Genomic DNA, 24,191 nt, shown 5'->3' with positions numbered 1-24,191 from the left:
TGGGGGGGGGGCGGGGGGCCGGCCGCCGGCTGGGTAAGGCCTCCGGCCGGCGGGGCCGCCCGGGCCCCCCGGGGGGCGCGGGCCGCCGGCCGCCCCCCCCCCCCCCCCCCCGCCGCCCGGCGGACCGCGGCGGGAGGCGGTCCGCCCCGCGCGCCGCCGTCACGGCGAGGCCGCGGGCGGTCCGGTTACGCTGCCCGACATGACCTCGCAGGCCTCCACTCCCGCGTACCGCCGGCTCAGCGTCGAGGAACGGCGCAGCCAGCTCCTCGACGCCGCGCTCTCCCTCTTCGCCCAGCGGGTGCCGGAGGAGGTCTCGCTGGACGACGTGGCGGAGGCGGCCGGCGTGTCCCGGCCGCTGGTGTACCGCTACTTCCCCGGCGGCAAACAGCAGTTGTACGAGGCCGCGCTGCGCTCCGCCGCGGACGAGCTGAAGCAGTGCTTCGCCGAACCCCCCGAGGGCCCGCTGACCGAGCGCCTCTCGCACGCCCTGGACCGCTACCTCGCCTTCGTGGACCAGCACGACGCCGGGTTCAGCGCGCTGCTCCAGGGCGGCAGCGTCATCGAGACCTCCCGCACCACGGCCATCGTCGACGGGGTCCGCCGGGCGGCGGCGGACCACATCCTCGACCACCTCGCGGTGCGGACCCCCGGCCCCCGGCTGCGGATGACCGTGCGGATGTGGATCACGGCGGTGGAGGCGGCCTCGCTGATCTGGCTCGACGAGGGCAAGGAACCGCCGCTGGACGAGCTGCGGGACTGGCTCGTCGAGCAGTTCGTGGCCGTGCTCGCGACGAGCGCGGGCCGCGACCCGCAGACCGCGGCGGTGGTCCGCGCCTCGCTGTCGATGGAGCGCCCCGACGGCGTCGTGGGCACGCTGGTGAGCCGGGTGCTGCCCGTTGTCGGGGACGCGGCGCACCTGCTGTGACACTGGTCCGGTGAAGAGCGAAGACACCCCCTTTGTCGGCGGCCCGCTGGACGGCCGCGTGCTGCCCGTGCTGCTCGGGATCACCGGCCACCCGCCCAAGACGTACCGCGTCCCCGTGCCCGCTCCGGACGGCGGACCGCCCACCGTGCTCGTGTACCGGCGGGTCCAGGCGGCGACCGGCAAGCGGCTCGGCCTGCACAAGGGATGGACGTACGAGTACGACCCCGCGGACGACGGTTCGGGCCCCCGGTTCGCCCTCCCCTGGTCCGCGCGCAGGCACAAGCGAGGCGGCGCGGGCGGCGACACGCCGGGCGGCAACGCCGACGAGTGACCTTCTTGCGCCGAAGCGGCCACCCGGCGCGCGCCCGGGAGGCGTCCGCCCGATCCTGCCGGTGCGAGAGGGGCGGTGGACGGGCCGCCCCGGGCACCGGAGGTGATGACGTGTCAGGACGGCTTCTGCGTCTGGTCTGCACGGCGGCGGTGGCGGCCGGCGCCCTGCTCGCGCCGTCCCCCGCGGCGGCCCTCCCCGAGCCGGGCCCCACGAGCGGAGCCGCGACCGGGGCCGCCGACGGCGCGCCCGGCCCCGCGGCGGACGAGGCCCCCCGCACCGGCGCCGAGGCCGGCACCCCCACGGCCACGGAATCGGACACCGGCACCGGCACCGGCACCGGCACCGGCACCGAGGAAGGCTCCGGGCGGTCGGCGGCCTCGCTGCTGACGGAGCTTCAGCGGCTGTACCGGGAGGCCGAGAAGGCCACCGAGGCGTACAACGGCACGGCCGAGAAGCTGAAGGAGCAGCGCGCGGAGACCGACCGGCTCGACGCCCGCCTCGCCGCGGCCCGCCTCTCGCTGCACGACAGCCGCGGCGCGGCCGGCCGGCTGGCCCGCCAGCAGTACCAGAGCAGCGGGGAGATCTCCTCCTACGTACGGTTGCTGCTGGCCCGCGATCCGCAGCACGCCCTGGACCAGGGCCATGTCATCGGGCAGTTGTCGCTGGAGCGGGCGGAGACCGTGCAGCGCGTCGCCGGGGGCGAGAAGCGGATCGACGTGCTGGCGCGGGCCGCCCGCAAGGCGCTGGACGGCCGGCTCTCGCTCGCCGAGCGGCAGCGCAAGGAGCGGGACGCGGTCCGGGAGCGCCTGGACGCCGTGCAGCGACTGCTCGCCTCGCTGACCGAGGACCAGCTCGCCGAGCTGGACCGGGCGGAGCGCGCCGGGACGGCCGCGGCGCAGCGGACGCTCATGGCCTCCGGGGCGCTCGACGACGACCGCGCCCCCACGGCGGCGGGCGAGCGGGCGGTGCGCTACGCCGTGGAGCAGATCGGCAAGCCCTACGTGTGGGGCGCCGAGGGGCCGGCGGCCTACGACTGCTCGGGGCTCACCTCGCGGGCCTGGGACCGGGCGGGACGAGCGGTCCCCCGGACCAGCCAGGAGCAGTGGGCCGAGCTGCGCCGCGTCCCCCTCGACGAACTGCGCCCGGGGGACCTGGTGGTGTACTTCCCCGAGGCCACACACGTCGCGCTGTACCTGGGCGGCGGGATGGTGGTGCAGGCGCCCAGGCCCGGCGCGCGGGTCAAGGTCTCCCCCGTCGCGGCCAACCCGCTGCTGGGCGCGGTCCGCCCGGACCCGGGCGGGGAGCCCCTGCGGCACTGGACACCGCCGAGGCTCCCCGGGAACGCCGCGGAGGGAGACGACGAGGGCTACGCCGCGCCGGCCCCGGCCAGCGAGGCGAGGTAGGCGCCCGTCGTCTCCGGGTCGCGATCCGGCACCCGCCCGCCGCTGTCATCGCACGCGGCGCAGCCGTCCATGGGGGGCGGCACCCCGCCGAGGCCCGTCCCACCCGCACCGTCACACCACTCCGCTCCCCTCTCCCAGCCCCCTGAGCGGCCGAGAACGGAGACGTACCGCCGGACCGCTAACTCGCAGGTCCCAGCGACAGGGTTACGGCGCGGTCGTGTACGGGAGGCAGACATCCCGCGCGTTCGCTGCATGCGCCGTACGTGAGGAGCACCCGCGCGCGGTCCTTCCCTCCGACGCGGCGTACGGGCAACTCGAGGACGACCCGTCCGTCCTCGTACACCGGCAGCCGAACGTCGAGGCCCGCAGGGCGGAGCACCCGCCGCTCGGCGTCGGTGGTCGCCGGGCCTGCGGCCCGCAACGCCGCCTCGGCACGGATACGGGTCGGGATGCCGATCCCGTCGACACCGCCGTCGGGAAGGTCGAGGCTGTACAGGTGGAAGCCCGCCTGCCGGGGCCGCAGGTCCGCGAGGACCCGCAGGCCGTCGCCTCGGGATTCGACCCGCACCGAGACCACCACGCCGCCGGCGGAGAACGAAGCGGCGTCCACCACGGCGTCGCTCGTCCCCGTTCCGGCGCAGCCCGCAAGCATTGCAGCAGCCAGGGCCAGGACCGCCCCGCGGTGCGCACGGCGGGTGCGGAGCCCGGGGCGGACGGCTATGTCCATCGCTTCAGGAACTCCTGGACCTGGTCCGCCGACATCGTGCGCGCGTTGGCGAACTCGCCCTTGTTCGTGGCCACCTTGGCCCGGCCGGAAGCGGGGTCGAGAACGACCAGGGCCGGTATGCCGCTCGTACGCAGGTCCACATAGCGTGCGGCGACGTCCAGATTGTGGTCGAAGTTGCCGACGTCCACCCTCACCACGTGGTAGTCGGCCAGCAACGCGGACGGCCCGGACTCCTTGAAACGGGCGCCCAGGACGCGGCAGTCCATGCACCAGTCGGCGCCGAAGTCGACGAGCACCGGGCGACCGTCCTTCTTCGCCGACTTGAGAGCGGCCGCGATGTCGGCGGCAGCGTCCGCCTTCGGGTCGTACTCGGGCTCGGCCTTCGCGGAGGAGGTGGTCGTCGAGGACGAGTCCGGTTCCGCCGACTTCTTGGCGGGCTTGGCGGCGACGGAGGCGGGGGCCGTGTGGGACGCGGTGGCCGTGCTGCCACAACCGGTGAGTGCCGGCGAGGCCATTGCGGTCAGTGCCAGCATCGCGGTGAACAGGGGACGTCTCACGTGGCTCCTCGCCGTCTCTTCCATCCGAGCCCGCGGCACAGGTGGGCGACCGCGATCCACACGCGGCCGCCTTCGGTGCTTCGGGGGTTCTGCCGGGCAATGGCAGATGTGCCCAGAGCTTTTCATACGACCGGGTCCGTTCGGCAGGCGCCGGGGATGATCTCCGGCCGGGCCGGGGCGGCGCCGTGTCCGGCTTCCGTCCTGCCCTTCCCGGGGGGGTGCCGCATTCGGCTGCGCCGTCGCAGGGCCGCAGACGGTCGGACGGAACGCGCCGAGATCCTGGGCCCGGTCCCGGTACGGAACCTCGGCGTTGGCGCTGTTCCGCCCGCAACCGGCTGCTCGGGATCTGACGCCGAGCCGCCTGTGGGCCGCCCGGGGGCGGCCCACGTCGACAGGTACCGACAGTCCGGCCGCGGGCCGGAGCGAGGTCAGGCGCCCGCGACCGACTCCAGGTACGCGCCCGTCTTCTCCGGGTCGAAGAAGAAGTTCTCGAAGTCGGCCGGGTTGTCGAAGCCGTTGGCGAAGCGGTCCGCGACCGGCTGGAGTTCGCCGGCGGCGCCGATGAGGTTGAGGACGTGCTCCGGCGGGACGCCGAGCATGGCGTTGGTCCACTTGGTGACGTGCCGGGCGGTGTCCCAGTAGCGGTCGAAGGTCGCCCGCATCCACTCCTCGTCGAAGGGCTTGTCGCCGCGTTCGACGATCGAGGAGAGGTAGGCGGCGGCGCACTTGGCGGCCGAGTTCGACCCCTGGCCGGTGATCGGGTCGTTGGCCACGACGACGTCGGCGACACCGAGGACCAGGCCGCCGCCGGGGAGGCGGCCGATCGGGTTGCGCACCGTCGGGGCGTACCGCCCGGACAGCGTGCCGCCCGCGTCGGTGAGTTCGACACCGGTGGCCCGCGCGTACTCCCAGGGCGTGAAGCGCTCCATGAGCTCCAGGGTGAGCGCGAGGTGCTGGCCCGGGTCCTTGACGCCGTTGAAGACGTCGAGCGGACCGCCCGGGATTCCCTCCCAGAAGAGGATGTCGGCGCGCCCCGAGGTGGTGAGGGTCGGCATGACGAACAGTTCGCCGACGCCCGGCACCAGGTTGCAGCGCACCGCGTCGACGTCCGGGTGCTCGGGGCGCGGGCCCAGGCCGTGCACGTAGGAGACCGCGAGGGCGCGCTGCGGCTCGGTGTACGGCGAGCGGGACGCGTCACGGCCGAACATCGAGACGAGTTCGCCCTTGCCGGCCGAGACCAGGACGAGGTCGTAGGCGCGGGAGAAGTAGTCGAGGTCGGAGACCGCCGCGCCGTGGATGACGAGCTGGCCGCCGCGCTGGGCGAACGTCTCCATCCACCCGGCCATCTTGACCCGCTGGTCGACCGACTGGGCGTACCCGTCGAGCCTGCCGACCCAGTCGACGGCGCGCTGGGAGGGGCCGGGGTCGAAGGAGCCGGGGGCGGCGACCGAGACGCCGAGGCCCTCGATGCGCGGGGCCTGGGACTCCCAGAAGTTCAGCTGGAGATCGCGTTCGTGCTGGAGTGCCGTGTCGAACATGCACTGGGTCGACATGACCCGGCCGGTACGGATCTCGTCGGCCGTCCGGTTCGACATCAGGGTGACCTCGTATCCCTGCGACTGGAGGCCGAGGGCGAGCTGGAGTCCGGACTGGCCGGCTCCGACGACGAGTATCTTCCGCATGCGGGTGTTTCTCCTACGGCCTAGGCGTCCCTATTCGGGGCTTGCTTCCAGCGCGTGGCCGACGAGGGCCAGCAAGGTCTCCACGACGGAGATCCGGCGACGCGCGTCCATGATCATGACAGGTATGTGCGGGGGCACGGTGAGGGCCTCCCGCACGTCCTCCGGCTCGAACCGCTCGCTGCCGTCGAAGTGGTTGACCGCGACGACGTAGGGCAGCCCGCAGCTCTCGAAGTAGTCGAGTGCCGGGAAGCAGTCCGACAGGCGGCGGGTGTCGGCGAGGACCACCGCGCCGATCGCACCGCGCACCAGGTCGTCCCACATGAACCAGAACCGCTGCTGGCCCGGCGTCCCGAAGAGGTAGAGCACCAGGTCGTCGTCGAGCGTGATGCGGCCGAAGTCCATGGCCACGGTGGTGGTCACCTTGTCCGGCGTCCCGGTGAGGTCGTCGGTGTCCTCGCTGGCCCGGGTCATCAGCGCCTCCGTCTGGAGGGGCGTGATCTCCGAGACGGAGGTGACCATGGTGGTCTTGCCGACGCCGAAGCCGCCCGCCACCACGATCTTGGTGGCGATCGGCGCACGGGTGCGGTCGGTCTGCCAGGCCTGGAGGTTCTCCTCCTCGTCGGGGAGGGAGACGACGCCAGGTGCGGCGTCAGAGACGACGGAGTCCACTCAGCACCCTTTCCAGCAGGGCGCGGTCCGGCTGCCCCGGCCCGTGCCCCGTTCCGTACACGCGGATCTTTCCCTGGTCCGCCAGGTCGCTCAGCAGCACACGGACCACACCGAGCGGCATGCTGAGGAGGGCGGCGATCTCGGCCACCGTGCGCATCCGCCGGCAGAGTTCGACGATGGCCCGCATCTCGGGCATCACCCGGTGGGTGAGGGAGCCGTTCGTCAGCTCCCTGCGCTCCTCCGGGGCGTCCAGCGCGGCCACGAAGGTCTCCACGAGGAGCACGTGCCCGAAGCGGGTCCGCCCGCCGGTGAGCGAGTAGGGACGGACCCGGGCGGGTTTGCGGTCGCCGCCGCGCACGGGAAGCCTGGAGACGCTGTTCGACACGGTCATCGGGCACTCCCGAGCGCTTCGGCCTCGAGGGACTGCCGGAGCTCGGTGCGCAGCTCGGGGGTCAGGACGTGTCCGGCGCGGCCGACGAAGAGCGCCATGTGGTACGCCACCACGCTCATGTCGCAGTCCGGGGAGCCGTGGACGCCGAGGAGCGAGCCGTCGCTGATCGACATGACGAACAGGCTTCCCTCGTCCATCGCGACCATCGTCTGCTTGACCCCGCCGCCGTCCATCAGCTTGGCGGCCCCGATGGTGAGGCTGCCGATGCCGGAGACGATGGTGGCGAGGTCGGCCGCCGACCCCTTGGGGCCGGCGGGCCTGGTGGTGTCCGCCGTCCGGACCTCGGCGTGGCGGCCGGGGTCGGAGGACAGCAGCAGCAGGCCGTCGGAGGAGACGACCGCGACCGATTGGAGGCCCGGCACCTCCTCGACGAGATTCGTCAGCAGCCAGTGCAGGTTGCGGGCTTCACTGCTCAAGCCGAAGGTACTGGGCGCGGTCAACTGCTTGCCTCCTCGACGGTGCCCCCCGATGCTTCTACGTCCTGTTCGGTGCGCGGACGCCCGATGGGCGTGGATTCGGCGGGCGCGGGTGCCGTGGGCGCGGGTGACGACGGGGTCCCGCCCGTGGGGGCGGGCGTGCGGTGCGTCCCGTCGGCGATCTCGGCCTCGACGTCCCGGCGGCCCTCGACCGCACCCCGGTGGAATCCGCCGAGCCTGCGCCGCAGGGCGTCGGCGTCGACGCCGCCCGCCCGGGGGCGCGGGGGCGCGGCGGGTGCGGAGATTCTCGGCGTCCGCTTGGGCAGCCCCTTGTCGGTGAGCCGGGGGCGCTCATCGGGGGCACGTTCGTGGCGGTCGGGGCCGATGGCGTACGTGTCGCCGGCGGGCCGCTCGGACTCCGCGGAGCCGGCCGGTCCGGACGCGGGGCGGGAGGCGGCCTCGGACCCGGCGGAGGCGGGGCCGGCCGGGGCGGTCGCGGCGGGGCCTGCCGGGTCGCGCCGGGGCAGCGGCTCACCGGCGGCGGCACCGGCCTGCGGGGCGGCGGGGCGGGCGTCCGGCCCGGCGGCGGGGCGGGGCCCGTCGGCGGCCGGGCCGGTCTCCTCGTCGGCGGGGTGCGGTGCCGGCGCGACCAGGTCCGGGAGCAGCAGCTCCATCGTGGTCTCGGGCGCGGTCTCCGGGAGCGGGTCCACGGCGGGCCGGGGCTCGCGGGGCGCCGGGATGACCGGGGCCGGGGCATCGGCCGCGGGGGCGGCCACCGGGGCGGGCTCGCCGTCCGCGGCGGGCTCTCCGGCGTCCCGTACGGCGGCCTGGGCCGCGGTGATCAGCGGGTCCTCGCCGGCGGCGGGCGGTGTCGCCGCCTGGTGCGAACGGCCGCGCAGGACATTGGAGTTGGCCTCCGCGTCGGCGCCGGGCAGGGCCACCGAGGGGACGGCACCCGCGAGCCGCGCGGCGGGCGCCGGCACGGTGGACGAGGGGGCGGGGGCCAGCAGGGACTTGGGCAGGACGACCACGGCGGCCACTCCGCCCTGCTTCTGCTCGCGCAGCTGCACGCGGACGCCGTGCCGGTGGGCGAGCCGGGCCACCACGTAGAGGCCGAGTCCGAGGCCCTCGCCGCTCTCCTGGTCGTAGGCGTCCTCGGGCTCGAAGTCGGCGAGCCGGCTGTTGAGCTGGCTCATCCGCTCCTCCGTCATGCCGATGCCCTCGTCCTGCACGGAGAGCATCACCTCGCCGCTCTCCAGCAGCCAGCCGGAGACCTCGACGGGCACGTCGGGCGGGGAGAACGAGGAGGCGTTCTCCAGGAGTTCGGCGACCAGGTGGCTGACGTCGTCGGCGGCGAACCCGGCGAGGTGGGCGTGCGGCGGCAGGGCGGCGATCCGGACCCGCTCGTAGCGCTCGATCTCGCTGACCGCGGCGCGGACGACGTCGACCAGGGGCACCGGGCCGGCGTGGTGCTGCACGTGTTCGGCGCCCGCGAGGACGAGGAGGTTCTCGCTGTGCCGCCGCATGACGGTGGCGAAGTGGTCGAGCTTGAAGAGGGTGGCGAGGCGCTCCGGGTCCTGCTCGCGCTCCTCCAGGTTCTCGATGACCCCGAGCTGACGCTCCACCAGCCCGAGGGTGCGCAGCGCGAGGTTGACGAAGGTGCCGTGGATGGTGCCGCGGACCTGCTGGAGGTGGCCGGTGGCCGCCGCGAGTTCGGCGCGGAGCCGGTCGCGCTCGTCGGCCATGAGCTGGCGCTGGCCGATGAGGTGCTTGCGGTCCCCTTCGAGGGTGGTGTGCCGTTCGTGCAGCGCGGCGGCGTGCTCGTGCAGCGCGTTGACGGAGCGGACGACCTCGGCGAACTCGTCGTTGCGGCCGGTGAAGGTGATCGGTTCCGTGGAGCCGGGGTCGGCGGCGAGCCGGGCCGAGCCGCGGCGGAGCACGGAGAGCGGCCGGGTCAGCGTGCGGGCCATGGCCATCGTGACGCCGACCGCGACGAGCAGCACGACGCCGAGGAGCACGACGCGGATCTCCAGGGCGGTGACGTCGTCGTCCCGGAGCTGTTCGAGGTCCTTGGTGCGGTGGTCGTTGAGGGAGGACTCGGCGCCGCGCATCAGGTCGACGCGGGCGGACAGCGCGCCGTCCAGCTTCGTGGGCGAGGTGCCGAGTTCGGAGTCGGCGAGTTTCGGCTCGTCGGTCAGGGACTTCAGGTACCGGTCGGCGGTGCCCACGTCGGGGCCGGTGACCGTGGAGTCGTAGGAGGTGACGGCCCGGTCGGGCGCCGTCTCCCGGAAGCCGGCGAGCGCCGCGTCGGAGCGGACCCGGGCCTGCTGGGCGGCGGCGGTGAGTTCGTCGCGCTGCTGGGTGCCGGCGGCCGAGGAGGCGGTCGTCGTGGTCGCCAGGCCGGTGACGGGGTCGATGACGGTCTGGGTGGTGCGCGGGATCGCGAGGGCCGCGAGGAGCAGTCCGCGGGCCGCGGCGGACTGCTGGACGGCGGTGTCGAGTTCGGCGAGCGCGTGGGCGCCGGAGCCGGCCCGGACCGGCAGGCGGTCGCCCAGGTCCTCGGCGAGGGCGTGCAGGTCGGCGATGGTCCGCGAATACGCCCGGTGCGCCGCGAGGGCGGAGCTCTTCCCGGTCAGGGCCGCGCGCCGCAGGGCGGCGATCGCGTCGAGGTCCTCGCGGAGCGCGGCGGGGGCGTCCTCGTCCGCGCGCAGTTCGTCGACCTGGCGGTCCACCCGGGCGCTGCGCTGCTCGGAGGGGGCCTTGGACTTGGGGCGGCCTGCGGCGACGTAGGCGGTGACGTCGTCGCGCTCGTCGGCCAGCGAGTGGGCGAGCGTGAGCGCCTGCTGGGTGCGCTGGGAGAGCGTCACCAGGTTCTGGGAGTCGTTCAGTTGCCGCGAGGCGGCCAGCACCGTGGGGGCCCCTGCTCCGGCGACGGCGGCCGCGACGACGGCCACCGCGACGATGAGCCGGTTGCGTACGTGGGCGGTCCTGCCGCGGCCCGCGGAGCCGGTGGCGTCGCCGACGGCGCCGCCCTCCGTGGAGCCGGAGACCGTCTTCTTGCCTGTGCGCCTCGGCCGCGTCTTCTGCACCGGTGCTCGCATTCCTGACTCGTGTACCCATCCGGGGTCCGGGTGACATCCGGTCGATCGGGGCGTCCGCCCGTACGGCTCCCGACCCTCCCAGTGCCGGTGGGCGGTGGTCCTGCATCGTCCGGGCCGCCACCCGAAGGAGTGAACCCCGGAGGGGAGTTGGCGGGCAAGTTCCTCCGGCACCCGCGAGGGGCCCGCGCGGTGGGCCGGTTGGACGTCGGGACCCGCCTTTGGCAGGATGCGCCGCCACGCCTTCCGGGAGTCGATCATTCCATGGCAAACCCGGCGTCCGGCCCGGTGGACGGCAGGAGTTCGGCGACGCTTGCCGACCTTTGGTGAGCCTTGTGAAAGGGTCGTGCAGACTGGCCGGATGCGCACTGAACTCGTGTCGGAGCCCGGCGACCCGGCCCGCCCCAACGAGGACTTCGCGGCGGTCGGAGTTCCCGCTTCAGGACAGGGCGGCGCCTTGGTGGTGCTGGACGGGGTGACGCCGCCCCGGAGCGGCTACGGCTGCCGGCACACGGTGGCCTGGTTCACCGCACGGCTGGGCGGCGCACTGACCGAACTATCCGTTTCGCAGGGCGATGTGCCGCTGCGTGAGGTGCTGGCCGAGGGCATCCGCAGGGTCGCCGGGGCCCATGCCGCGACCTGTGACCTTTCTCACCCGAGGACGCCTCAGGCGACCGTCGCCCTCGCGCGTTGGTCGGCCGCGGAGGTCGAGTACCTGGTCCTCTCCGACTCCCTCCTGCTGGTGGAGTCCCCCGCCGGCGAGGTCACCGCCCTGCTCGACGACCGGCTCTCCCGGGTGCCGCGGGCCTCGCTCGTATCGGACGAGGTGGCCGACGCCACGGTCCGCAACAGGGAGGGCGGTTTCTTCACCGCCGCGGCCGATCCGGCCGTGGCCGCCCGCGCGGTGACGGGCACCTTCCCCCGCGAGGCGGTGCACGCCCTGACCGCCCTCACCGACGGCGCCGCCCGCTGGGTGGAGCGGTTCCACGAGGGCGACTGGACCGACCTGTTCGGGCTGGTGCGCAAGGAGGGCCCGGCGGCGCTGGTGGAGCGGGTCCGCACGCTGGAGCGCGCGGAGGCGGCGAAGCGGTCGCCGGGCCGGGGCAAGACGCACGACGACGCGACGGCGGTGTTCGTGCAGCTGTGAGCGGCGCGGGAGACCGTCGCCGCTCCCCTCACTTCTCCATGCCCGAGTTCAACTGGTGCAGCAGCCGGGCGAGTTCGGCGACCTCGTCCTGGTCCCAGTGGGCGAGTTGACGCACGTAGCGGGCGCGGCGGGCCTCGCGGACACTGGTGACGCGACCGCGCCCCTCGTCGGTGAGGTGGACGAGCCAGGCGCGGCCGTCGGCGGGGTCGGGTTCGCGGGCGACCAGGCCCAGCTCCTCCAGAGCGCGCAACTGCCGGGACATGGTGGCCTTGCCGACGCCGATGTAGGCGGCGAGTTCGGTGGCGCGCTGGCGCCCGCACTCGTCGAGCCGGACCAGCAGTCCGTACGCGGCGGACTCCAGGTCGGGGTGGACCTCGCGGGCCATCTCGCCCTGGCTGGCGCGCGCCCGGCGCAGGAACAGCGTCAACTCGCGCTCCAGGGAGAGGAACTCGCGTACCCCGTCGCCCTGCTCCACCGGCTCCTCCGCCCCCTGCCCCACCGCGCCGGGCGGGCCCGGACGCCCGCCGCCGTTCTCGTGATCGTGCACGTCAGCACCCCTGACTCGGTTTCCCGATCCTGAAAGTTTCCGTCGGAACCAGCCCGTTACCGCAGCTCCGCCAGTATTTCGCAGGCGTAGACCAACGGCAGCGTCCGGCCCCTCTTCCCACGCCGCTGTCTACGTGCGTAGCTTCTTGGTCAGGCACTCGTTTTGGCTGGCATGCACACGCCATTCCGGGTCGACGGTGACCCGATCCCCGCGGCGCGCGTGCCCGCTCTCCCCCCACCGGGCTCCACTGGAGCTCCCTCGCCCTTCGGAGGCACGCACATGCCCGTGCACGGATCCGGAACGGCCCGCCGCCTGCGCCTGCTCGCGGTCGCCACCCTGTTCGCCGCGTTCTCGCAGCTCTGCACCCTGCCCGCCACCGCCGACGCCGCCGACGTCCCGGCCCGGGGCTCGGCCCGGATGGGCATGGGTGTCATCGCCCACGACGGCCGGGGCGGCCTGCCCGCCCCGGCGCTGGCCGCCCAGACCGAGGGCGTGGACGTCTCCGGCCACCAGGGCAACGTCGCCTGGTCGACGCTGTGGAGCAGCGGCGTCCGGTGGGCGTACACGAAGGCGAGCGAGGGGACGTACTACACGAACCCCTCGTTCGCCCAGCAGTACAACGGCTCCTACAACGTGGGCATGATCCGCGGCGCCTACCACTTCGCGACCCCCGACACCACGACCGGTGCCGCCCAGGCCGACTACTTCGTCGACCACGGCGGCGGCTGGTCCAGGGACGGCAAGACGCTCCCGGGCACGCTCGACATCGAGTGGAACCCCTACGGCGCGGCCTGCTACGGCAAGACCGCGAGCGCGATGGTCGGCTGGATCGGCAGCTTCCTCACCCGGTACAAGGCGCGCACCGGACGGGACGCGGTCATCTACACGGCCACCAGCTGGTGGAGCCAGTGCACCGGCAACTACGGCGGGTTCGCCGCCGCCAACCCGCTGTGGATCGCCCGCTACGACACCGCTCCGGGGACGCTGCCGGCCGGCTGGGGCTACTACACGATGTGGCAGTACACGTCGTCCGGCCCGACCGTCGGGGACCACGACCGGTTCAACGGCGCCCTGGACCGCGTGACGGCCCTCGCCAACGGCTGACCGGCGCCGGGCGCGGACCGGCGGCGGCACCCGACGGCCCCCGCACCGCACGGCGCACGGCGAGGGCCCGGGCCTCCCTCACGGGACCCGGGCCCTCACCGCCGGAGGCGTCCGTCACGCCGCCACCGGGACCTCCGGCACGGCACCGTTCGTCGCCGGCGCCAGTGCCAGCTCCAGGACCTGGCGGACGTCCGTGACGGCGTGGACGTCGAGCTTCTCCAGGACCTCGGCCGGGACGTCGTCCAGGTCGGCCTCGTTGCGCTTGGGGATGATCACGGTCGTGACCCCCGCCCGGTGCGCGGCGAGCAGCTTCTGCTTGACCCCGCCGATGGGCAGCACGCGGCCGGTCAGCGAGACCTCCCCGGTCATGGCCACGTCGGTGCGGACCAGCCGGCCCGACAGCAGCGACGCGAGGGCGGTCGTCATGGTGACGCCCGCGCTCGGTCCGTCCTTGGGGACCGCGCCCGCCGGGAAGTGGATGTGCGCGCCGCGGTCCTTCAGGTCGCCCACCGGCAGTTCGAGCTCGGCGCCGTGCGAGCGCAGGAACGACAGCGCGATCTGCGCGGACTCCTTCATCACGTCCCCGAGCTGACCGGTCAGGGTCAGACCCGCGGCACCCGTCTCCGGGTCGGCCAGCGACGCCTCCACGAAGAGGACGTCTCCGCCCGCTCCGGTGACGGCGAGGCCGGTCGCGACACCGGGCACCGCCGTGCGGCGCTCGGCCGGGTCCTGGGCGGACTCCGGCACGTGGTGCGGGCGCCCGACGAGTCCGCGCAGGTCCGCGTCGATCACCGTGAACGGCAGCTCCCGCTCGCCCAGTTCGTGCTGGGCCGCGACCTTGCGCAGCAGCCGGGCGACGGCCCGCTCCAGGTTCCGCACGCCCGCTTCCCGGGTGTACTCCCCGGCCAGCTTGCGCAGCGCGCTCTCGTCGAGGACGACCTCGTCCTTCTCCAGTCCGGCCCGCTCCAGCTGCCGGGGCAGCAGGTGGTCCCGGGCGATGACGACCTTCTCGTCCTCGGTGTAGCCGTCGAGGCGGACCAGCTCCATGCGGTCGAGCAGGGCCTCCGGGATGGCTTCGAGCACGTTGGCCGTCGCGAGGAACACCACGTCCGAGAGGTCGAGTTCGACCTCCAGGTAGTGGTCGCGGAAGGTGTGGTTCTGCGCCGGGTCGAGGACTTCGAGGAGCGCCGCCGCCGGGTCGCCCCGGAAGTCGGAGCCGACCTTGTCGATCTCGTCGAGCAGGACCACCGGGTTCATCGACCCGGCCTCCTTGATCGCCCGCACGATCCGGCCGGGCAGCGCGCCGACGTACGTACGGCGGTGGCCGCGGATCTCGGCCTCGTCGCGGACGCCGCCGAGGGCGACCCGGACGAACGTGCGGCCCATGGCGTGCGCGACGGACTCGCCCAGCGAGGTCTTGCCGACGCCGGGCGGGCCGACGAGCGCCAGCACCGCGCCGCCGCGCCGGCCGCCGACGACCCCGAGACCGCGGTCCGCACGGCGCTTGCGCACGGCGAGGTACTCGGTGATGCGCTCCTTCACGTCCTCCAGGCCGGCGTGCTCGGCGTCGAGCAGCGCCTGGGCGCCGGGGATGTCGTACTGGTCCTCGGTCCGCTCGTTCCACGGCAGTTCGAGGACGGTGTCGAGCCAGGTCCTGATCCAGCTGCCCTCGGGCGACTGGTCGCTGGACCGCTCCAGCTTCTCGACCTCCTTGAGGGCCGCCTCGCGGACGTTCTCCGGAAGGTCGGCGGCCTCCACCCGGGCGCGGTAGTCGTCGGACTCCTCCTCGCCGTCCTCGCCCTTGAGGTCGCGCAGTTCCTTGCGCACCGCGTCGAGCTGGCGGCGCAGCAGGAACTCCCGCTGCTGCTTGTCGACGCCCTCCTGGACGTCCTTGGCGATGGACTCGGCGACATCCTGCTCGGCGAGGTGCTCGCGGAGCTGCTCGGTGGCGAGCTTCAGGCGGGCCACCGGGTCGGCGGTCTCCAGCAGCTCCACCTTCTGCTCAAGAGAGAGGAAGGGCGAGTAACCGGAATTGTCGGCGAGGGCGGACACGTCGTCGATCTGCTGGACGCGGTCCACGACCTGCCAGGCGGCCCGCTTGCGCAGCCAGCTCGTGGCCAGGGCCTTGTACTCCTTGACCAGGTCGGCGACGCGGCCGGGCAGCGGGTCGGGGACGGTCTCGTCGACCCGGGTGCCCTCGACCCAGAGCGCCGCACCGGGGCCGGTGGTGCCCGCGCCGACCCGCACCCGCCCGCGACCGCGGATCAGCGCTCCCGGGTCGCCGTCGGCCAGCCGGCCGACCTGTTCGACGGTGCCGAGCACGCCGGTGCCCGCGTACGTGCCGTCGATGCGCGGGACCAGGAGTACCTGGGGCTTGCCGGACGTTGCACGGGCAGCGGCCTGGGCGGCCTCCACGGCGGCCCGTACATCGGGGTCGTTCAGATCGAGCGGAACCACCATTCCGGGCAGCACGACCTCGTCGTCGAGCGGCAGCACGGGCAGAGTGAGTGGTGCGGACGTCGAAGCCATGATCTTCCCTTCGGCATACAAGTTGAGCTATGTGCACTCAATGCATGGCGACCCTCGGATGTTCCCGCGCCGGCGTTCGCTGTGAGCGATCACTCCGGAACAGCGGGCGGGCATCGTCCGCGGCACCCGAGGAGGCAGACGGCCGGACGGCCGGACGGCCGGACAGGAGGGTGGCGGAGGGACGCCGGGAGCGGGTCCGGCAGGGGGCCCGACCCGCCGCCGAGGCCATGGCGGCGGGGCATCGGACGTCCCGTCGGCGGCCGGCACGGACGACTCGGCTCCGGCGCCCCGTCGGCGTTCGACTCCGGCGTCCCGTCGGCGGTCGGCGGTCGGCGGTCGGCGGTCGGCGGTCGGCGGCCGGCACGGACGACTCGGCTCCGGCAGCCGTTCCCGGTGCGGGTGATCTCGGCTCAAGCGCCCGTTCCGGTGCCGGTTCAGGACGACGCGGGCATCCGTCCCGGTGCCGGTTCCGTCCTGTTCGCGAGCCCGTGCCGGAGCGCTATGCCCGTGCCGGTGCTGGTGCCGAGCAGTCGCCGGTGCGGCGGGCCTGGTACGCCGTCGGCCCCCCTGCCGGCCCGCCACCGCAGCGGGTACCGGCGCCGGGGGACGGTGGTGGGTCGAGCGCACTTCCCGCGACGTACGAGCGGCCAGGTCGCGAGGCCGAGGGCCAGGGCGGTCAGGTGTCCCCAGTTGGTCAGCGGGTCGTCGATCGCGAGCAGGCCCCCCACGAGGGCCGCGGCGGCAAGGGTCAGCAGGGGCCACCGCAGCCGGGGCGCGAGCAGCCCGGCGAGGGAGCCCGCGCAGGCCGCCGCGCCGTAGCTGATGCCGTAGTCGAAGCGGTGCAGGGACGTGCCGGGCAACCGGCCCGCCCACACCGCGAGCCCGACCGGTATCTCGGTGGCCAGCGTCGCGCCCAGGTGACCGAGCAGGAAGACGCCGACCGTCCGCCCTCCCCCGATCCGGCGCTCCAGGGCGGTCAGCGCGAGCAGGCACCCGGCGGCGAACGGCGAGGCGATCCCGCCGGCGATCCACAGCGCACTCGCGAACAGCACCGCCACGGGATACCGCACGAGGTGCGCGACGTCCGTGCTGCACGCCTGATGCAGCGCCCGGACGAGCGAGGGGGCCGCGTGCGCGGCGACGGTGGAGGTGGCGGCGAGGACGAGCAGGTATCCGAAGGTGAACGGCGTGCGCTGCGGGGTCGGCAGCAGTCGCCGGACCGACCGCCCGGCGCGGCCGAGCGGCGACCGCCCGAGAAAGGCCCGGCGCCCCCGCGGGACGCCGGGAGGGGTCGGCACCGTGCCGCGCCGGCCGACGCCGGGGCGAGGTGCCCGCACCCGGACGGGTACGGGGAGCACCGGACCGGGCACCGCCCGGGGCACGGCCGCCGCGGTGGCCGTCCGGATACCGCTGCCGTCCACCGCGCCGCGCTCCTTCCGCCCCGCCCAGCCGTTCGGCGTCCCACCCGCCGCTGTGCACGACGGGTGCCCCGCGCCCGGCACTTCACAACAGCACCCGCGCAGATCGGGGCGGGCACAGGTCCGGGCGGGCGCGGGTCCCGGAGCGCAGAGGTCCGGGCGGGCGCGGGTCCGGGAGCGGGCTGCGGCGGGTGTCCGGGTGGGTGCGTCCCCGTGCGTCGGGGCGGCACGGGGACACCGGGCGCGGATGCCAGGATGGACGCCATGACTGCCTCGTACGACACCCCCGTGGTCATCGACCGGCGCCAGGGCCCGTACGGCGAGGTCGTGCTGCGGCGCCACGGCGCGCTGCTGCAGATCATCGCCAACGGGTGCTTCCTGATGGACACCTCGGACGGGCGCTCCGAGCGACTGCTGGTGGACGCCGCGCGCGACGCGCTGGACGGCCGCCCGGAGCCGAGCGTGCTGATCGGCGGACTGGGCGTCGGCTTCTCGCTCGCCCACGCCGCCGCGGACGACCGCTGGGGGCGGATCACGGTGGTCGAGCGGGAGCGGGCCATCATCGACTGGCACCGCGAGGGCCCGCTGGCGGAGGTGTCGGCCGCGGCGCTCGCCGATCCGCGGACCGAGATCGTCGAGGGGGATCTCGTCGCCCGCCTCCGTGAGATCTCCGACACGTTCGACGCGCTGTGCCTCGACATCGACAACGGCCCGGACTGGACGGTCACCGAGGACAACGCGAACCTGTACTCGAAGGCGGGACTGGCAAGCTGCGCAAGGGCTTTGAGGCCCGGTGGCGTACTGGCCGTGTGGTCCGCGCAGCCCTCTCCGGAATTTGAAGGAACCTTGCGGAATGCCGGGTTCCAGCAGGTCCGTACCGAAGAGATCCCCGTTGCCCGGGGCGTTCCCGACGTGGTGCATCTCGCGGTAAGGCCTGGATAGCCGGGGGCCCACGCCTGCCCGTACCCTGCTTCTCTGACGCGGATCATTCAAGCGTCAAGCGCAGTCATGGGATCACCCCACGGATTCCGGAAAGCACACTCAGGGGCGGGCGATGGAGCAGACACACACCTCCCAGAACGGCACGACGGCGACACCCGGCGCTCAGCGCCGGGTGCTGGTCGTCGAGGACGACCCGACGATCGTCGAGGCCATCGCGGCCCGGCTGCGCGCCGAGGGGTTCCTCGTGCAAACCGCGGGCGACGGTCCGGCCGCGGTGGACACCGCCGAGGCATGGCAGCCCGACCTGCTGATCCTCGACATCATGCTGCCCGGCTTCGACGGCCTGGAGGTCTGCCGCCGCGTGCAGGCCGCCCGCCCGGTGCCCGTGCTGATGCTCACCGCGCGCGACGACGAGACCGACATGCTGGTCGGGCTCGGCGTGGGCGCCGACGACTACATGACGAAGCCGTTCTCCATGCGCGAACTCGCCGCGCGGGTGCACGTCCTGCTGCGCCGGGTGGAGCGCGCGGTGGTCGCCGCCTCCACACCGCGCAGCGGCATCCTGCGGCTCGGCGAGCTGGAGATCGACCACGCGCAGCGGCGGGTGCGGGTGCGCAGCGAGGACGTGCACCTCACGCCGACCGAGTTCGACCTGCTCGTCTGCCTCGCGAACACCCCGCGTGCCGTACTGTCGCGCGAGCAGTTGCTCGCCGAGGTGTGGGACTGGGCCGACGCGTCCGGGACCCGGACCGTGGACAGCCACATCAAGGCGCTGCGCCGCAAGATCGGTGCCGAGCGGATCCGCACGGTGCACGGCGTGGGCTACGCGCTGGAGACGCCGAACCCCTGAGCGGGACGGCCGCCGGGACGGCGGTGCGTCGGCGGCAACGCGTCCGGGACCTTCCTGAGGGGTTGATGTGATGAGCGGGCTCGGCGACCGAGGGCGCGGGCGGGCGGGCGCCGGCCGCTGGGCGGGGGTGCGGCCCTTCTCGATCAAGACGAAGCTGGGCGCGCTGGTCGTCATCTCCGTGCTCATCACCACGGGCCTGTCGATGATCGCGGTGCACACCAAGACGGAGATCCGCTTCATCACGGTGTTCTCGATGATCGCCACGCTGCTGATCACGCAGTTCGTGGCGCACTCGCTCACCGCCCCGCTGGACGAGATGAACGCGGTGGCCCGGTCGATATCGCACGGCGACTACACCCGGCGGGTGCGCGACGACCGGCGCGACGAGCTGGGCGACCTGGCGCAGACGATCAACCTGATGGCCGACGAGCTGGAGGCCCAGGACCGGCAGCGCAAGGAACTCGTGGCGAATGTCTCACACGAGCTGCGCACTCCCATCGCGGGACTGCGGGCGGTGCTGGAGAACGTGGTGGACGGGGTGTCCGCCGCCGACCCCGAGACGATGCGTATCGCGCTGAAGCAGACGGAGCGGCTCGGACGGCTGGTGGAGACGCTGCTCGACCTGTCGCGGCTGGACAACGGGGTGGTGCCGCTGCGGCGGCGGCGCTTCGAGGTGTGGCCCTACCTGTCGGGCGTGCTGAAGGAGGCCAACATGGTCTCGTCGGCCCGCGCGGAACTCGCCTCGGGCTCCGGCAGCCACACCCGCACCGACGTGCACCTGCACCTCGACGTCTCCCCGCCGGAGCTGACCGCGCACGCGGACCCCGAGCGGATCCACCAGGTCGTGGCGAATCTCATCGACAACGCGGTCAAGCACAGTCCGGCGCACGGGCGGGTCACGGTGAGGGCGCGCCGCGGCGATCATCCGGAGGCGCTGGCGCTGGAGGTCCTGGACGAGGGGCCCGGCATCCCGAAGTCGGAGTGGCACCGCGTCTTCGAGCGGTTCAACCGGGGCGGGGTGCCCTCGCCGCACGGTCCCGGGAGCGACGGCGGCACCGGCCTGGGCCTGGCCATCGCCCGCTGGGCGGTCGATCTGCACGGCGGACGCATCGCCGTGGCCGAATCCGAGCGGGGTTGCCGGATTCAGGTCACTCTTCCGGGCCTCCCTTCTCTGCCAAGTTGACGTAAAGTTCGAAGCGGAGCCGCAAGATCCACCACGGTCGCCACCGGGTGCATCCGTGTGATCAGGCACAGGGCCGCGGGCGTCGCCCCGCGCCCCCGGGCTGTCGTAGGCCCTCCGAAGCGGAACCCCGCTTGTTTCCCGCCATTTCCCTGGGCGAAACGCGGATTCCGATGTGACTTGCACGACGTTGGACGGGCCCGGCCTGACCTTCCCGGCCAGGGAGGCGTAGCCTTTATTCCCGCTGTCCATCACCTTGTGAAGCGGAAGAGGGCGGTTGCCGCCGTGTCGCCACAGTCCACCAGTAACTCGAGCTCCCCCACCCTGCGGGCGGGAGGTGCCCCCCAGACCGAGGACCAAGCCGGGAAGAACCCCGCCGCCGCCTTCGGACCCAACGAGTGGCTCGTCGACGAGATCTATCAGCAGTACCTCCAGGACCCGAACTCCGTGGACCGTGCCTGGTGGGACTTCTTCGCCGATTACAAGCCAGGTGCGCCCGCCGCGCCGGCTCCGGCGGGTACTGCGGCCGCGGGGGCCGCAGAGACCACCCCGGCCGCTCCGGCCGCGCCCGCGCCGCCCGCGGCCCGCCAGGCGCCGCCTCAGGCGGCCCCCGCTCCGGCCGCCCCCGCTCCGGCGCCCGCTCCCCCGGCGCCGAAGCCCGCCGCCGCCCCGGCTCCCGCGAAGGCCGCGCCGGCCGCCGCGAAGCCGAAGGCCGAGCCGGCCGCCGAGGCGCCCGAGGGCCCCGAGTACGTGACCCTGCGCGGTCCCGCCGGTGCCGTCGCGAAGAACATGAACGCCTCGCTGGAGCTGCCGACGGCCACGTCCGTGCGCGCGGTCCCGGTGAAGCTGCTCTTCGACAACCGCATCGTCATCAACAACCACCTGAAGCGCGCCCGGGGCGGGAAGATCTCCTTCACCCACCTCATCGGCTACGCGATGGTGCAGGCCATCAAGGCCATGCCGTCGATGAACTGGCACTACGCGGACAAGGACGGGAAGCCCACCCTCGTCAAGCCGCCGCACGTCAACTTCGGCCTCGCGATCGACCTCGTGAAGCCCAACGGCGACCGCCAGCTGGTCGTCGCGGGCATCAAGAAGGCCGAGACGCTGAACTTCTTCGAGTTCTGGCAGGCCTACGAGGACATCGTCCGCCGCGCCCGCGACGGCAAGCTGACGATGGACGACTTCAGCGGTGTCACGGTCTCCCTGACCAACCCCGGCGGTCTCGGCACCGTCCACTCCGTGCCGCGCCTGATGCCCGGACAGTCGGTCATCATGGGCGTCGGCTCGATGGACTACCCGGCGGAGTTCCAGGGCACCTCCCAGGACACCCTGAACAAGCTCGGCATCTCCAAGGTCATGACGCTCACGTCGACCTACGACCACCGGGTCATCCAGGGCGCCGCCTCCGGCGAGTTCCTGCGGATCGTCGCGAACCTGCTGCTGGGCGAACAGGGCTTCTTCGACGACATCTTCGAGGCGCTGCGCATCCCCTACGAGCCGGTCCGCTGGCTCAGGGACATCGACGCCAGCCACGACGACGACGTCACCAAGGCCGCCCGGGTCTTCGAGCTGATCCACTCCTACCGGGTCCGCGGCCACGTCATGGCCGACACCGACCCGCTGGAGTACCGCCAGCGCAAGCACCCCGACCTGGACATCACCGAGCACGGCCTCACCCTGTGGGACCTGGAGCGGGAGTTCGCGGTCGGCGGCTTCGCCGGCAAGTCCCTGATGAAGCTGCGCGACATCCTCGGCGTGCTGCGCGACTCGTACTGCCGCACCACCGGCGTCGAGTTCATGCACATCCAGGACCCCAAGCAGCGCAAGTGGATCCAGGACCGCATCGAGCGCTCGCACTCCAAGCCGGAGCGCGAGGAGCAGCTGCGCATCCTGCGCCGGCTGAACGCGGCGGAGGCCTTCGAGACGTTCCTGCAGACGAAGTACGTCGGCCAGAAGCGCTTCTCCCTGGAGGGCGGCGAGTCCGTCATCCCGCTGCTGGACGCCGTCATCGACAGCGCCGCGGAGTCCCGCCTCGACGAGGTCGTCATCGGCATGGCCCACCGCGGCCGGCTCAACGTGCTCGCGAACATCGTCGGCAAGTCGTACGCGCAGATCTTCCGCGAGTTCGAGGGCAACCTCGACCCGAAGTCGATGCACGGCTCCGGCGACGTGAAGTACCACCTGGGCGCCCGGGGCACCTTCACCGGCCTGGACGGCGAGCAGATCGCCGTCTCGCTGGCCGCGAACCCCTCCCACCTGGAGACCGTCGACCCGGTCATCGAGGGCATCACCCGCGCCAAGCAGGACATCATCAACAAGGGCGGCACGGACTTCACGGTCCTGCCGGTCGCCCTGCACGGTGACGCGGCCTTCGCCGGCCAGGGTGTGGTCGCCGAGACGCTCAACATGTCGCAGCTGCGCGGCTACCGCACGGGCGGCACGGTCCACATCGTCATCAACAACCAGGTCGGCTTCACCGCCGCCCCGGAGTCCTCGCGCTCCTCCATGTACGCCACCGACGTGGCCCGCATGATCGAGGCGCCGATCTTCCACGTGAACGGCGACGACCCCGAGGCCGTCGTCCGGGTCGCGCGGCTGGCGTTCGAGTTCCGTCAGGCGTTCAACAAGGACGTCGTGATCGACCTCATCTGCTACCGCCGCCGGGGCCACAACGAGTCCGACAACCCGGCGTTCACCCAGCCGCTGATGTACGACCTGATCGACAAGAAGCGCTCGGTGCGCAAGCTCTACACCGAGTCGCTCATCGGTCGCGGCGACATCACCCTCGAAGAGGCCGAGCAGGCGCTCCAGGACTTCCAGGGCCAGCTGGAGAAGGTCTTCACCGAGGTCCGCGAGGCGGTCGCGCAGGCTCCCGAGGCGCACTCCCCGGACGTGCGCGCCGAGTTCCCGGTCGCCGTGTCCACCGCGGTCTCCCAGGAGGTCGTGAAGCGGATCGCCGAGTCCCAGGTCAACATCCCCGACACCGTCACCGTGCACCCGCGGCTGCTCCCGCAGCTCCAGCGCCGGGCGTCGATGATCGAGGACGGCACGATCGACTGGGGCATGGGCGAGACCCTCGCCGTCGGTTCGCTGCTCCTGGAGGGCACGCCGGTGCGGCTGTCCGGCCAGGACTCGCGCCGCGGCACCTTCGGCCAGCGCCACGCGGTGCTGATCGACCGGGTCACGGGCGAGGACTACACCCCGCTGCAGTACCTCTCGGACGAGCAGGCCCGCCTCAACGTCTACGACTCGCTGCTCTCCGAGTACGCGGTCATGGGCTTCGAGTACGGCTACTCGCTGGCCCGCCCGGACGCGCTGGTGATGTGGGAGGCGCAATTCGGCGACTTCGTCAACGGCGCCCAGACGGTCGTCGACGAGTACATCTCGGCCGCCGAGCAGAAGTGGGGCCAGACCTCCGGCGTCACCCTGCTGCTGCCGCACGGCTACGAGGGACAGGGCCCGGACCACTCCTCGGCCCGTATCGAGCGCTTCCTCCAGCTGTGCGCCCAGAACAACATGACGGTCGCCCAGCCGACGCTGCCGTCGAACTACTTCCACCTCCTGCGGTGGCAGGTGCACAACCCGCACCACAAGCCGCTGGTGGTCTTCACGCCGAAGTCGATGCTGCGCCTGAAGGCCGCCGCCTCGAAGGTGGAGGAGTTCACGTCGGGCGAGTTCCGCCCGGTCATCGGCGACGACTCGGTCGACGCGGCCGCCGTGCGCAAGGTCGTGTTCTGCGCGGGCAAGCTGTACTACGACCTGGAGGCCGAGCGGAAGAAGCGCGGCGCCACGGACACCGCCATCATCCGCATCGAGCGCCTGTACCCGCTGCCGGGTGCGGAGCTGGAGGCGGAGATCGCGAAGTACCCGAACGCCGAGAAGTACCTGTGGGCCCAGGAGGAGCCGGCGAACCAGGGTGCCTGGCCGTTCATCGCCCTCAACCTGATCGACCACCTCGACCTCGCGGTCGGGGCGGACGTCCCGCACGGCGAGCGTCTGCGCCGCATCTCGCGTCCGCACTCCTCGTCGCCCGCCGTCGGTTCCGCCAAGCGGCACCAGGCGGAGCAGGAGCAGCTGGTGCGTGAGGTGTTCGAGGCCTGACCGCCGTACCGGGCCGCCGCCTCCCCCAGGGGCGCGGCGGCCCGCCGGTACCGAACGAAGGGTCCGGCCCGAGTCCCCCGTGGACTCGGGCCGGACCCTTCGGCGTGCCGT

Annotated in this window: 19 protein-coding genes; 9 read left to right on the top strand and 10 right to left on the bottom strand. The window is 73.2% G+C overall.

Annotation, left to right across the window (positions count from 1 at the left end):
- The first annotated feature begins 199 nt into the window (after positions 1 to 199).
- The 3 genes from ACGFS9_RS15825 (at position 200) to ACGFS9_RS15815 (ending at position 2,659) form a co-directional block, all read left to right on the top strand.
- A complete protein-coding gene (locus ACGFS9_RS15825; RefSeq protein ID WP_393253626.1) occupies positions 200 to 925 on the top strand; it encodes a TetR/AcrR family transcriptional regulator in 726 nt (241 codons plus the stop codon).
- A 10-nt stretch (positions 926 to 935) separates the two neighbouring features.
- Positions 936 to 1,256 (top strand): hypothetical protein, encoded by a 321-nt coding sequence (locus tag ACGFS9_RS15820; RefSeq protein ID WP_393253624.1) that lies wholly within the window; start codon positions 936 to 938, stop codon positions 1,254 to 1,256.
- Between the two features lie 110 nt (positions 1,257 to 1,366).
- Positions 1,367 to 2,659: an NlpC/P60 family protein gene (locus ACGFS9_RS15815; RefSeq protein ID WP_393253623.1), complete on the top strand. Its 1,293-nt coding sequence runs from the start codon at positions 1,367 to 1,369 to the stop codon at positions 2,657 to 2,659.
- 178 nt (positions 2,660 to 2,837) lie between these two features.
- Here the strand turns inward: ACGFS9_RS15815 and ACGFS9_RS15810 are convergent, their stop codons facing one another.
- The 7 genes from ACGFS9_RS15810 to ACGFS9_RS15780 all read right to left on the bottom strand — a co-directional run bounded on the left by ACGFS9_RS15810 (position 2,838) and on the right by ACGFS9_RS15780 (position 10,262).
- Positions 2,838 to 3,386: a hypothetical protein gene (locus ACGFS9_RS15810; protein WP_393253622.1), complete on the bottom strand. Its 549-nt coding sequence runs from the start codon at positions 3,384 to 3,386 to the stop codon at positions 2,838 to 2,840.
- The gene (locus tag ACGFS9_RS15805) at positions 3,377 to 3,943 is read right to left on the bottom strand and encodes a thioredoxin family protein (RefSeq protein ID WP_393253620.1); all 567 of its coding nucleotides are present in this window, start codon (positions 3,941 to 3,943) and stop codon (positions 3,377 to 3,379) included. Before ACGFS9_RS15805 ends, ACGFS9_RS15810 begins: the two co-directional genes overlap by 10 nt.
- Positions 3,944 to 4,371: 428 nt before the next feature.
- Complete coding sequence (locus tag ACGFS9_RS15800) at positions 4,372 to 5,625, bottom strand: styrene monooxygenase/indole monooxygenase family protein (protein WP_393253619.1); 1,254 nt, start codon at positions 5,623 to 5,625, stop codon at positions 4,372 to 4,374.
- A gap of 30 nt (positions 5,626 to 5,655) precedes the next feature.
- Positions 5,656 to 6,294, bottom strand: a complete 639-nt coding sequence (locus tag ACGFS9_RS15795; protein WP_393253618.1) for an ATP/GTP-binding protein — start codon at positions 6,292 to 6,294, stop codon at positions 5,656 to 5,658.
- Entirely contained in the window at positions 6,275 to 6,685 is a 411-nt protein-coding gene (locus ACGFS9_RS15790) for a DUF742 domain-containing protein (RefSeq protein ID WP_393253617.1), read from the bottom strand. The genes ACGFS9_RS15795 and ACGFS9_RS15790 overlap by 20 nt, the downstream gene beginning before the upstream one ends.
- Positions 6,682 to 7,185 (bottom strand): roadblock/LC7 domain-containing protein, encoded by a 504-nt coding sequence (locus tag ACGFS9_RS15785; protein WP_393253615.1) that lies wholly within the window; start codon positions 7,183 to 7,185, stop codon positions 6,682 to 6,684. Before ACGFS9_RS15785 ends, ACGFS9_RS15790 begins: the two co-directional genes overlap by 4 nt.
- Positions 7,182 to 10,262, bottom strand: coding sequence for a nitrate- and nitrite sensing domain-containing protein (locus tag ACGFS9_RS15780; protein ID WP_393253613.1), 3,081 nt, complete (start codon positions 10,260 to 10,262; stop codon positions 7,182 to 7,184). Before ACGFS9_RS15780 ends, ACGFS9_RS15785 begins: the two co-directional genes overlap by 4 nt.
- Positions 10,263 to 10,620: 358 nt before the next feature.
- On the opposite strand from ACGFS9_RS15780, the gene ACGFS9_RS15775 reads away from it, so the two are divergent.
- Complete coding sequence (locus tag ACGFS9_RS15775) at positions 10,621 to 11,406, top strand: protein phosphatase 2C domain-containing protein (RefSeq protein WP_393253612.1); 786 nt, start codon at positions 10,621 to 10,623, stop codon at positions 11,404 to 11,406.
- A 28-nt stretch (positions 11,407 to 11,434) separates the two neighbouring features.
- Here ACGFS9_RS15775 and ACGFS9_RS15770 read toward each other — a convergent pair whose 3' ends face one another.
- Complete coding sequence (locus ACGFS9_RS15770) at positions 11,435 to 11,953, bottom strand: MarR family winged helix-turn-helix transcriptional regulator (RefSeq protein WP_393253611.1); 519 nt, start codon at positions 11,951 to 11,953, stop codon at positions 11,435 to 11,437.
- 279 nt (positions 11,954 to 12,232) lie between these two features.
- Between ACGFS9_RS15770 and ACGFS9_RS15765 the strand changes: the two genes are divergently transcribed.
- A complete protein-coding gene (locus ACGFS9_RS15765; protein WP_393253610.1) occupies positions 12,233 to 13,057 on the top strand; it encodes a lysozyme in 825 nt (274 codons plus the stop codon).
- Between the two features lie 114 nt (positions 13,058 to 13,171).
- On the opposite strand, the gene lon is transcribed toward ACGFS9_RS15765, so the two are convergent.
- Both lon and ACGFS9_RS15755 read right to left on the bottom strand, forming a co-directional pair.
- Positions 13,172 to 15,586, bottom strand: a complete 2,415-nt coding sequence (gene lon, locus ACGFS9_RS15760; RefSeq protein ID WP_393253609.1) for an endopeptidase La — start codon at positions 15,584 to 15,586, stop codon at positions 13,172 to 13,174.
- A 434-nt stretch (positions 15,587 to 16,020) separates the two neighbouring features.
- On the bottom strand, positions 16,021 to 17,007 hold the full coding sequence (locus tag ACGFS9_RS15755) for a rhomboid-like protein (RefSeq protein WP_393253607.1): 987 nt from the start codon (positions 17,005 to 17,007) through the stop codon (positions 16,021 to 16,023).
- A 261-nt stretch (positions 17,008 to 17,268) separates the two neighbouring features.
- Between ACGFS9_RS15755 and ACGFS9_RS15750 the strand changes: the two genes are divergently transcribed.
- The 4 genes from ACGFS9_RS15750 to ACGFS9_RS15735 all read left to right on the top strand — a co-directional run bounded on the left by ACGFS9_RS15750 (position 17,269) and on the right by ACGFS9_RS15735 (position 24,080).
- Positions 17,269 to 17,946: a spermidine synthase gene (locus tag ACGFS9_RS15750; protein ID WP_393253606.1), complete on the top strand. Its 678-nt coding sequence runs from the start codon at positions 17,269 to 17,271 to the stop codon at positions 17,944 to 17,946.
- Positions 17,947 to 18,058: 112 nt separating this feature from the next.
- On the top strand, positions 18,059 to 18,796 hold the full coding sequence (locus ACGFS9_RS15745) for a response regulator transcription factor (RefSeq protein ID WP_393253604.1): 738 nt from the start codon (positions 18,059 to 18,061) through the stop codon (positions 18,794 to 18,796).
- Positions 18,797 to 18,866: 70 nt separating this feature from the next.
- The gene (locus ACGFS9_RS15740; protein WP_393253603.1) at positions 18,867 to 19,979 is read left to right on the top strand and encodes an ATP-binding protein; all 1,113 of its coding nucleotides are present in this window, start codon (positions 18,867 to 18,869) and stop codon (positions 19,977 to 19,979) included.
- A 282-nt stretch (positions 19,980 to 20,261) separates the two neighbouring features.
- Positions 20,262 to 24,080, top strand: a complete 3,819-nt coding sequence (locus tag ACGFS9_RS15735; RefSeq protein ID WP_393253602.1) for a multifunctional oxoglutarate decarboxylase/oxoglutarate dehydrogenase thiamine pyrophosphate-binding subunit/dihydrolipoyllysine-residue succinyltransferase subunit — start codon at positions 20,262 to 20,264, stop codon at positions 24,078 to 24,080.
- The last annotated feature ends 111 nt before the right edge of the window (positions 24,081 to 24,191 follow it).

The sequence above is a fragment of the Streptomyces sp. NPDC048566 genome, assembly GCF_043199735.1.
Classification (GTDB): domain Bacteria; phylum Actinomycetota; class Actinomycetes; order Streptomycetales; family Streptomycetaceae; genus Streptomyces.
This window is presented reverse-complemented; position numbering and strand designations above follow the sequence as displayed.

Excerpts from the sequence above, each read along its gene's own strand:
- ACGFS9_RS15825 (WP_393253626.1), top strand. The coding sequence starts at position 200 with ATGACCTCGCAGGCCTCCACTCCCGCGTACCGCCGGCTCAGCGTCGAG.
- ACGFS9_RS15810 (WP_393253622.1), bottom strand. The coding sequence starts at position 3,386 with ATGGACATAGCCGTCCGCCCCGGGCTCCGCACCCGCCGTGCGCACCGC.
- ACGFS9_RS15800 (WP_393253619.1), bottom strand. The coding sequence starts at position 5,625 with ATGCGGAAGATACTCGTCGTCGGAGCCGGCCAGTCCGGACTCCAGCTC.
- ACGFS9_RS15790 (WP_393253617.1), bottom strand. The coding sequence starts at position 6,685 with ATGACCGTGTCGAACAGCGTCTCCAGGCTTCCCGTGCGCGGCGGCGAC.
- ACGFS9_RS15780 (WP_393253613.1), bottom strand. The coding sequence starts at position 10,262 with ATGCGAGCACCGGTGCAGAAGACGCGGCCGAGGCGCACAGGCAAGAAG.
- ACGFS9_RS15775 (WP_393253612.1), top strand. The coding sequence starts at position 10,621 with ATGCGCACTGAACTCGTGTCGGAGCCCGGCGACCCGGCCCGCCCCAAC.
- ACGFS9_RS15765 (WP_393253610.1), top strand. The coding sequence starts at position 12,233 with ATGCCCGTGCACGGATCCGGAACGGCCCGCCGCCTGCGCCTGCTCGCG.
- lon (WP_393253609.1), bottom strand. The coding sequence starts at position 15,586 with ATGGCTTCGACGTCCGCACCACTCACTCTGCCCGTGCTGCCGCTCGAC.
- ACGFS9_RS15750 (WP_393253606.1), top strand. The coding sequence starts at position 17,269 with ATGACTGCCTCGTACGACACCCCCGTGGTCATCGACCGGCGCCAGGGC.
- ACGFS9_RS15745 (WP_393253604.1), top strand. The coding sequence starts at position 18,059 with ATGGAGCAGACACACACCTCCCAGAACGGCACGACGGCGACACCCGGC.
- ACGFS9_RS15740 (WP_393253603.1), top strand. The coding sequence starts at position 18,867 with ATGAGCGGGCTCGGCGACCGAGGGCGCGGGCGGGCGGGCGCCGGCCGC.